Raw genomic sequence first — 6,169 nt, 5'->3', positions numbered from 1 at the left:
GACCATGCCGCTCGAGTGCAGGCAACAGCGCTGGGATCATCGATACGAGGCGTTTGCCGCAGACGCGATCCGAGGCTCCCCACAGCGCGACCGGCGCGTCGCGCACACTGGCGTATCTGCGCCGCCGACTTCTCGCTGGTTCGGTTGCGCCGGTGACTTCCTCTTTCGATGGCGGTCTGGTTGGATCCCTTGCAAGCGACAGTGCTCGCACCGCGTGCTTGCGATGCCAACCCGTCGTTGCCGTCAACTCATCAAGGATGCGTCCCTTCTCAACTCGCCCTGCCGCACGGTAACGCTTCGCCACCGCCGCCAAAACCTCGCGCCGTGCGCCCATGCTGATCCCGCTTGCCATTGGCGCCACCGACCTGATTCGGTGACGCTGCCCCAGTCATCGGCGCGGAATCCTCCGGTAACATTCTCGATGAGGCAATGCGCCCAGTCATCGGCGCGGAATCCTCCGGTAACATTCTCGATGAGGCAATGCGCCGGGGGTCATTGCAGGCCGAATGACACCCAGTGGGCCACGGTGTGCCGATCCTGCCCATGAGCCAGCAGACTTTTCCACTGTTTCCGGGCCCTGCCGTCGACGGCGCGTTCGGCGGCTGATCGTAGCGATTGTTCTCGCGGCGGCGCTGGCCAGCGGTTTCTCGCTGGAGGTCCACGCTCAAGGGCGCGGAGACAAGAATCCGAACTGCATCGTGCCGACCGCGCCCCATGGCACCAGCGATGGACGCGCGGCCTCCACCAAGTTCGTGCGGCAGGAGATCGGCCAGGCCGCCGGCGGCACCAACGGCCAGATCCAGTACAACAACAACGGCGCGTTCGGCGGCTTCACGGCCTCGGGCGATGCGACGATCAATACCGGCACGGGCGTCGTCACCATCCAGCCCAATGCGGTGACGACCGGGAAGATCGCGGACAGCAACGTCACCAACGCCAAGCTTGCGACGGGAACGGCCAACACCTTCAAGGGCTCGCTAAACGGATCTGCGACCTCCGACATTGCGCTGACGGCGTGCACGCTGTCCTATCAGATCACGAAGTGGGTGAGCGGAACGGCCGGCAGTGCGGATTGAATCCGGTTCTGCCGAGCCGCGCGACTGCGGCGGCGTTGCATCTGTCGGCCTTTTACGCAATCACCACGCAGGGATATGCGCAGCCTGGCGATGGGGGCGGCGCGACGTTCCAGAGACTGGGTGGAGGCAACTTCACTGACAGCTTTGTGACGTCCGCCCCCACTGCTGGTGCCGGGTCAGGCTGCACCAACGGAACATATAGCGGCGTTTTCCTGACAGGCGGTTCGGGGACGGGTCTCTACGGCACTGTCACGATTGCCGGCAACGTAATGACGGGCTTTGCCATTAGTGGCCCTGGTGGAAATGTTTATGTCATCGGCGATACCCTGACGATTCCGTCGTCCGCTGGCTTCGGGGCTTCCGTCACTTGCTCGGTGCAACCGACCGTGACGGTTGCGGCGGTCACCACCGCAGCCGGGTCGTTCACTGACAGCGCGGGCAACAAATTCCAATATGTGTCCAATAGCGTCGTGAACGTGCGCCAGGTCGGCGCGAAACTCGACTACAACGGCAATCTTGGCGCGGCTACGGATGACGCGGCAGCCATCCAGCGCGCGATCAACTTTGCCTCGCATCGCGGCACCCTCAACATCGACGCAGGCGGTTACAACGGCAACATCGTTTTCATTCCTGGCGGCGCCCGCCGCCAAGGTCTGCGGCGGCCTGACTGTCTACGGTTCGGTCTCTCTTAGTGGTGCCGGGAAGGGCAATGCCGTTCTGAAGCAGTGCGATACCGACTCTGCCGGTCAACGGTTCATCACACTGGGAGATCCGAACCTCCACTTCGCGCGCTTCTACACCAACGTTCGAGAGATGCTGCTGTACGGGGCGCTCGCGTCCGCGAACGCCGGCATCTCGATGATCTACAGCAAGTGCCAGCAGCAGGGCATCGCGGTACTGAATGCCGCGGTCTACACTTACTTGCGGGCATGTGTTGTTACTGACACGGGCTATGGCGGCGCATCCGACTTCACCATGGTTGGTCTATTCTGCTCGCTCAACGCTCGTTCGACCAATCCCGGTGTTATTCTGGCTTATAGCGCAGCAGTCCAAACTATCCGTGAGTTCATTGTCGAAAGCTTCGGCATGACGAGCGGTGGATGCGATCTTGCTCAATGGTCCTGTCTCATCGACTTCGATGACAGTCATTGAGAACGGCCACGTAGAAGGAATTCAATTTTCCCATCCACATAAACTATGCAGCCGGTACGGGCGCCATGACCAAGATCAGCGGCATAACTGGCGGTGTAACGGCCGGAGGCTGCAACTCTGTCGTCGTCCGACAGGCTGGATCTCAGACCGGGAACATCCTCGTCGGATCTATCCAGCCGAACGGCTGCACCAATACTCTCAATAATGCCGGTACCATAACGACAGGCAACGTCGTGGCTTGGACAACTATGTAGGATTGGCGCTCAGTCTAGCAACGTTACAGCGCTGTTCGCCCAGCGTGGTCTGCCGCTGGAACTGCCGCAGATGCGGCTGAAGTGCGGACTGTATCCGCAGTGAAACGCGGCCGCGCATTCAGGATCGGTGCCTCGACGCCTGTGTAGATCAGGCTCGCGATGCTGGCGACCAGGGCAAGGAACGCCGGCAGCGCGGCCGCGATTGACATGCCTCCTGCGAGCGGCAGGAAGGCTGCAAGCACCAGGAGGTGAAACAGGTACGTCGAGTAGGAGATGCGGCCCAGCCAGGTTGTAATCCGCACCAAGGGGCGAAACGCCGATAGCGCTGCATCGAGCTTCAGCGCCGCGAGGATCGCGCCAGCGCCGAACAGAGGGGCGTAGAACGGGAATGTCGCCTCAATGATACGGTGCTCGGTCGGCATCAGCGCCGTCAGGATAGACGCGACAAGGGTAAGCGCAGCTAGCGCGACCACGGCGCCCCTAGTAGATACGCGCTTGAGCAGTGTTGTCCGCGTGCAGGCAAGGTGCATGGCAAAGCCATAAGCTATCGCGTCCATGCGGAAGAGCACGATACGGCGGGTACCAGCGCCCCAATCGGCACTATCGCCGAAGGTGAAGCGCAGGAGCGTGACGATCAGGATAAAGCCGAACGCAGCAATGCCGGCGCGGTGCCGGGTTGGAAGAAGGGGCGCGAGCGCAAGGCAGAAGATAGGGCAGAGGAGATAGAACCACTCCTCGACCGACAGGCTCCAGGCGATCGTGAAGTAGTCGTTTGTGTTCGCCTGGCGGGCGAAGTTCTGAACGTAGAACAGGTAACGGACAAAGTCGGCTGAGCGCAGCTCATGGGCACTGAGCGAGGTCAGGACAAGGGCAATGAGGTAGGGCGGCATGGTGCGCATCCAGCGCCGGACCCAGAAGATGCCGAGGTTCGCGGCGCGTGGCCGCTCGACGGTGACGAGCAGGATCTGCGGGGCCAGCACGAAGCCTGAGAGGACGAAGAAGACTTCGACGCCAAGGATCGAGACGCTTTCCGCCGCGTGCGTACCGATGCCGATCGCCATGAAGAAATGCGGGATGACGACGGAGAAGGCAGCAATCCCGCGGAGCAGGTCCAGCGCTGGAACGTGACGGCCCGTCATGAGGTGAATCCACAGCGGGCAAGGCCTTGGGCCACGGCGCGCGCGATGGCGGCATTAGCGCCGGCCGTAAAATGACCGCTGGCTGTGCCGATCGGCTCGCGGGCAGCCAGCGTGTTGATCTCATCGCTGGGATCGATCACGCATGTACCAGACGGAAGCGCGGCAAGCATCTGCCGGTACATCTGCGATGCCGGAATGCGGATGTCGGCCGGAGGGAGCAGAACGGTTGCAAGACGATCGTTGTGGGTGTGCGCCAAATCAGCCATGCGCGCTATCAACGCTGAGCCTCGTGCGTGCAGGTCACGCGAAATCGGGGTATTCGATAGCGGGCCGTTGTTGGTGAATTCCGGAACGTTGAAATGCCGCCAGATCGCTTTGATCGCCGCGAGCGAATACGGAAAGGTAAGAGGGGTCCAGTCGGCGGTCGCGGCATCTCGGGCGTAATAAGCGGTGATTGCTTCGACTGTTGAAGTGGGACGCGGGATTAGGGTCAAACCGCTCCCGCGGCGTTCGAAGATCGGCTTGGTGACGCGGGCGCGCGGGGCATGATCATCAGTCAGATCGATGAAAGTCCACGATGTCAGCGCATCGAGCTGCAGCATCGGCCAGTTTAGGCCCACGATAAGAAGCGAGTTGGCTGGGGTCTTGTGCTCGATCATCAATGCAGTCTGGTCGAGCCCATAGCCATCGGAGCCGAAGTTCTCGATCTGGCAGCCAAGGTGAAGCGAGAGTAGATGCGGCCATGCATCCTTATCCGCGACGTCATCCGAGAAGGTAAACGATCCGCCCCAGGCGGAGCCACACAAAGGCATCGAGAGGGGCGGGTGAGGGCGGGCGAGTTCATTGCCCCAGCCGATCGGAGATGCACTTCGCTCCGTTGGCAGGTTGGCCTCGATCGCAGCTAGAAGGCGCGCAGGATCGTAAAGTCGGTAGGGGTTGCCGCGATGCATGGAGACGACTGCAAAAAGGAAGAACATCGCCTCGATCGCAACGGCGAGGAACGCGAACTGCAATAGAAGCGTGCGTGCAAGACGCATCAGAACACGGTGTAGTGGAATTTAGCCGAGATTGACGGATCGGAAAAAACCACGAGCGCTGCGAGGATGACGGCCAAAATTCCTGACACGAACAAAGATTTGCGGCTAATCTTCACGTAGACACCTCGCGCTTTGTCAATCGCAAGCTGCATACACGGGGAAATTGTATCCGTCTAGAAACAAAGCCGCCCCTCCGGGCGGCTTTTCTGCTGCTGGGTACCAGTTCTCGCAGAAAAACCGTTTTGGAGCCTCTGTCATGACCACTCAGGTCCCCGCGTCGTCAATATCAGCCACCACAACATCGGGCCGCTGAGGACGGCGAGATCGCCGGCTTGCGGGCGTGACAGCTGCTGCCGGCTGATGAAGGCCGGCCGCCTGCCAGCTGAGCTGGGTGACACAACCAGCGCGGGGCTTCGGTCCCCCGTCTTTGTCGCGATAACGTCCGATTATCGAAAGCCTGCGCGAGATGGCGACCTATTGGGTCGTCGTTGAAAGTGATTGGTCCGAGCATGAATAGCCAACCAAGGCAAACACCCTCGGGCCGGCGCGCTCTGGACAGACTAGGGGCCAACCGACATGCGACCAGGGCTGATCTTGGCGCGGGGCTCGAGCCGGATGTCACATACGAGCGTTGAGGGTTGCCTCGATCAAGGTAGGTTCCTTAGCGATCCTGCTTCCCTGTCTGATCCGATATTTGAGCCAAGCATTCGAGGCTTCGATGACCTCCGCGGCCGCATTGGAGAGCTGCGGAATTATTGTTGCCACGGGAGTGATTCTCATCGGCTCGGAGAAGATCATCAGGTAAATGCCTTCTCCGTTCGGGCCATAGATTATCATTTCTCGCTGGCCGTGGATGGTCTGGTGAAACCTTATGAACGCCTCATCTTTTCGAACCTGTTGTGTTTCGTGATGTCCAGAAATGGACTTCGCAAACACAAAATGCTCTGCAAGATCGGGGGTAATGAACCCTTCCGGTAAGTCCTCGCGCAAGACCTGAAGAGAGAACATGCCGCCAAAATTATCGGCCAAAATCGTCAGATTTGGATTGTCGTAATGTGCCGGAGCGACCGCTAGGCAAAAGTTGAGCCTCATGGAGTTCGGCACGTCGATGATGTGCTGAGGGGGCGACTTGGAATCGTAGACGTCTAAGCGATCGGCGGATGGAATCGAGAGCGCGACTAGCGCATTAAGTCTGGTTATCCCGAATAGGGGTTCAAAGTAGGTCGGGTCGCCGTCTAGTCCGTGAGGGTTTAGCGTGCCGGTTGTATGGTAGCTTAGGCGGAAGCCCTTGGTGTGGCCCGTCGACAACGTCTTGCTTGAGCAGCCATCGGGCCCCCCCTTCCAGCTCAAATTGTCTGTTGTGCCCTTCCTGTCGAACACGAGGTAGAGCGATCCATCGCTGCGGACCGCAACCCAGTAGGAAAAGAACCGTCGCAGCACTCCATCATGCTGCAGAGCTATCCGGGATTTTGTTTCAGAAAAGGGACGTGAGTACACTGGCATAGAGTTGT

The 6,169-nt window shown here is 60.1% G+C and carries 5 protein-coding genes and 1 pseudogene; 2 read left to right on the top strand and 4 right to left on the bottom strand.

Annotation, left to right across the window (positions count from 1 at the left end):
* A pseudogene (locus SO140_RS35940) lies at positions 1–334 on the bottom strand (transposase); the annotation flags it as partial.
* Between the two features lie 364 nt (positions 335–698).
* Between SO140_RS35940 and SO140_RS35935 the strand changes: the two are divergent.
* Both SO140_RS35935 and SO140_RS35930 read left to right on the top strand, forming a co-directional pair.
* Positions 699–1,076, top strand: a complete 378-nt coding sequence (locus SO140_RS35935) for a hypothetical protein (protein WP_498543800.1) — start codon at positions 699–701, stop codon at positions 1,074–1,076.
* Entirely contained in the window at positions 1,073–1,768 is a 696-nt protein-coding gene (locus SO140_RS35930; protein WP_498543799.1) for a hypothetical protein, read from the top strand. Before SO140_RS35935 ends, SO140_RS35930 begins: the two co-directional genes overlap by 4 nt.
* Before the next feature lie 737 nt (positions 1,769–2,505).
* Here the strand turns inward: SO140_RS35930 and SO140_RS35925 are convergent.
* The 3 genes from SO140_RS35925 to SO140_RS35915 all read right to left on the bottom strand — a co-directional run bounded on the left by SO140_RS35925 (position 2,506) and on the right by SO140_RS35915 (position 6,161).
* Positions 2,506–3,621, bottom strand: a complete 1,116-nt coding sequence (locus SO140_RS35925; protein ID WP_498543798.1) for an acyltransferase family protein — start codon at positions 3,619–3,621, stop codon at positions 2,506–2,508.
* Positions 3,618–4,658 carry a hypothetical protein gene (locus SO140_RS35920; protein ID WP_498543797.1) on the bottom strand — a complete coding sequence of 347 codons (1,041 nt, stop codon included), beginning with the start codon at positions 4,656–4,658 and terminating at the stop codon, positions 3,618–3,620. The genes SO140_RS35925 and SO140_RS35920 overlap by 4 nt, the downstream gene beginning before the upstream one ends.
* 618 nt (positions 4,659–5,276) lie before the next feature.
* On the bottom strand, positions 5,277–6,161 hold the full coding sequence (locus SO140_RS35915; protein ID WP_498543796.1) for a hypothetical protein: 885 nt from the start codon (positions 6,159–6,161) through the stop codon (positions 5,277–5,279).
* Positions 6,162–6,169 lie beyond the last annotated feature (8 nt).

The sequence above is a fragment of the Bradyrhizobium sp. UFLA05-108 genome, from assembly GCF_059803455.1.
The sequence above is the reverse complement of the archived record's forward strand: the minus strand, read 5'-3'. Positions and strand labels throughout refer to the sequence as shown.